The organism is Sphingomonas sp. (assembly GCF_026460985.1).
Classification (GTDB): Bacteria; Pseudomonadota; Alphaproteobacteria; order Sphingomonadales; family Sphingomonadaceae; genus Sphingomonas.
Map to the genome: position 1 here is coordinate 1 of NZ_JAPKNM010000081.1, position 3,020 is coordinate 3,020.

Consider the following 3,020-nt stretch of genomic DNA (forward strand, 5'->3'; position numbering starts at 1 on the left):
CCCTCGGGTACGGCAGGTGTCGGTGTCGTTCGGCGCGACCTGGCAGGTGGTCGAGATCCTGCGCGCCGACGGCGAGACTTATCGCGACATCCGCCCGCTGGTGCGCGTCAACGTCTCGGTGGTGGCAGGGGACGGCGACCGGCAAGAGAGCGGCAGCCACGGCTATGGCGGGCGCGAGGGCTACGAGCGATTCATCGAAACTGGCGCCTGGAAGGGCGCGGTCGACGACGCGGTGCGCCAGGCGCTGGTCAATCTCGAGGCGGTGCCGGCACCGGCCGGCGAATTCGACGTGGTGCTCGGTGCGGGGTGGCCCGGCGTGATGCTGCACGAGGCGGTCGGCCACGGGCTCGAGGGCGACTTCAATCGCAAGAAGACGTCCGCGTTTGCCGGGCTGATGGGGCAGCAGGTCGCCGCCAAGGGCGTGACCGTCGTCGACGACGGCACGCTCAGCGACCGGCGCGGCTCCCTCACCATCGACGACGAGGGCACGCCGACCAGCCGCACCGTGCTGATCGAGGACGGCATCCTCGTCGGCTACATGCAGGACCGGCAGAACGCGCGCCTGATGGGCATGAAGCCGACCGGCAACGGGCGGCGCGAATCCTACGGCCACGTCCCGATGCCGCGCATGACCAACACCTACATGCTGGCGGGCGAGCGCGACCCGAAAGAGATCATCGCCTCGGTGAAGAACGGCATCTATGCGGTGTCGTTCGGCGGCGGCCAGGTCGACATCACGTCGGGCAAATACGTGTTCCAGTGCACCGAGGCCTACAAGCTGGAGAACGGCAAGGTCGGTGCGCCGATCAAGGGCGCGATGCTGATCGGCAACGGCCCGAGCGACCTGCATCGCGTCTCGATGATCGGCAACGATCTCGAACTCGACACCGGCATCGGCACCTGCGGCAAGAACGGCCAGGGCGTCCCGGTCGGCGTCGGCCAGCCGACGCTGCGCATGGACCGGATCACGGTCGGCGGGACCGGATAGCCGGCCGCCATCGCGGGGGCGGCAAAAGGAGACCACGATGTCAAAGCCCTCGCCAGAACGCCGTTGGTTCCGTTCGATCGCCGAGGTTGCCGCCGTCGTGCTGGTGGTGATCGTCGCGAAGGCCGCGCTCGCCGAGCCTTATTATGTGCCGTCCGGCTCGATGGAGCCGACGCTGCTGGTCGGCGATGAGCTGCTCGCGACCAAATATCCCTATGGCTACAGCTCGGCCTCGCTCCCGCTCAGCATCGCGTGGCCACGCACCGAACGCATTCTCGGCGCGCTGCCGCAGCGCGGCGACGTGGTCGTGTTCCGCCATCCGGTCAACCGCTCGCAGGTCTGGGTCAAGCGCGTGATCGGCCTTCCCGGCGATCATGTGCAGATGCGCGCGGGGCGGCTGTGGATCAACGGCGAGATGGCCGCTCTCAAGCGTGACGGGTCCGCGCTGACCGACGAGGGAGAGACCGCGGCACGCTACATCGAGACGTTGCCGGGCGGACGCACCCACGCGATCCTCAAGCTGAACGGCTACTACCACCCCGTTGATGACACGCCGGACGTCGTCGTGCCGGCGGGCCATCTCTTCGTCATGGGCGACAATCGCGACAATTCGGCCGACAGCCGGATCGCGACCGCGCAAGGCGGCGTCGGATTGCTGCCCGTGGCGGATCTGATCGGCCGTGCCGAGGGCATCGTCGCGTCATGGGACCTGAAGACGAAGGAGCAACCGATCTGGACCTGGCCGTCCGGCTTGCGCGGTGCGCGATTCTTTACCGCCGTGCACTGATCGTCGGGAGCACCCACCACTCCGGTACTGCGCTCTATCGCATATCGTCCCGCTGGCGCTGGTCGGACCTCAAACGATCAGCAGGTGACTGTCGACGATCATCGAGGTCCCGACGGACGGGTCTTGAACATGGTAGCCCAGATCGGCAAAAGCGCCGATCGTCGTATCGGACAGAAGCGTTGTCTCGCCCGGTACGAAGAACCCCGTCATCAGCTCGTTGGACATGAGCTGGCCATTCGGCGCGAACGTGGCTTCATCCCAGTGCGAGCCGGCGGTGCCGCTGCCGCCGGTGTCTTCCAGCGGCACGAGGCCGCCATAGGCGGCCTGCGCGTTGGCGCCGGTGAAGTGTCCGGCGCCATCGGTCAAGCCAAGCACACCGAAAAGGCCGCCGACGAAGCCGAGCGCATGCCCGATCTCGTGCAGGATGATCGCATCCCACGTGCCTGACAGACTGTGATCCTTCAGATCGGTCGAATCGAGGAAGATCGAGGCCGTGACCGGGAGCCATTGGTCGACACTGCCGGGGTCGCGCACGGCGGAGATGCCGGTCAGGGCCAGAAATCCGCCGCTGCCGTCGATGGGGACGCTGCTGATCGTAATCGCGATGTCATCGACGGGATTGCCGCTGAGATCGAAATCGTCGCGGACATCGGCAGTGATGAGCTGGCTGTAGAAATCGGCGGCCCATTCGACCACGGCCTGCTGCTGGGGCGTCCACTTCCCACTGAAATTTATCTGGATATTGAACTCATTGGCATCATCGATGCCGGGATTGCCGCTCGTGTAGGTCGTGACCAGACGAGCGCCGCCACCGCCACCACCGACGCCGGGTCCGCCGTCGATGCCACTGACGCCGGGTCCGCCGAAGCCCACGGCGCCGGCGAATCCAGCCGAGTATACGTAATCCTGATCGACGTAATCGCTGTCGCCAAACGCCGACGTGCTTTTCCGAGACATTCCTGATCCCCTGTGCAAAGGCGATCGCGAGCATCCCGGACGGAACTCAGGGAACCGTAAAGCGAGATCCTTCGAATTGACCTAAGCTTGAATCAGATAGACCGGGTGGAACGACGGGTGTCGCGCGGCAACGCGCGTCGCGGACGCAGCAGCAAGTAAGCGGCATCAGCGCACCACGCCGGACACGCAGCACGGTTTGCGCCGCGGCGCCGTGATGCGCTCCTTCAAAAAGCAGCGTGCCGAGGCACCGAGATAGCCCGGCCGCACATAGGTCCAGGCGCGGCAGCGCGG

At 66.2% G+C, this 3,020-nt stretch carries 4 protein-coding genes; 2 read left to right on the forward strand and 2 right to left on the reverse strand.

Annotation, left to right across the window (positions count from 1 at the left end; translation table 11 throughout):
* Positions 1-988, forward strand: a 988-nt coding sequence (locus MT490_RS13520) for a metallopeptidase TldD-related protein (RefSeq protein WP_297388580.1), incomplete at its 5' end; no start/stop codon positions are given.
* A 37-nt stretch (positions 989-1,025) separates the two neighbouring features.
* Complete coding sequence (gene lepB / locus MT490_RS13525; RefSeq protein ID WP_297388582.1) at positions 1,026-1,772, forward strand: signal peptidase I; 747 nt, start codon at positions 1,026-1,028, stop codon at positions 1,770-1,772.
* Positions 1,773-1,841: 69 nt separating this feature from the next.
* Here lepB and MT490_RS13530 read toward each other — a convergent pair whose 3' ends face one another.
* Complete coding sequence (locus MT490_RS13530; protein ID WP_297388584.1) at positions 1,842-2,729, reverse strand: leishmanolysin-related zinc metalloendopeptidase; 888 nt, start codon at positions 2,727-2,729, stop codon at positions 1,842-1,844.
* Positions 2,730-2,894: 165 nt separating this feature from the next.
* Positions 2,895-3,020 (reverse strand): PAN domain-containing protein (locus MT490_RS20355; protein ID WP_363321751.1); only part of this gene is annotated, 126 nt, incomplete at its 5' end.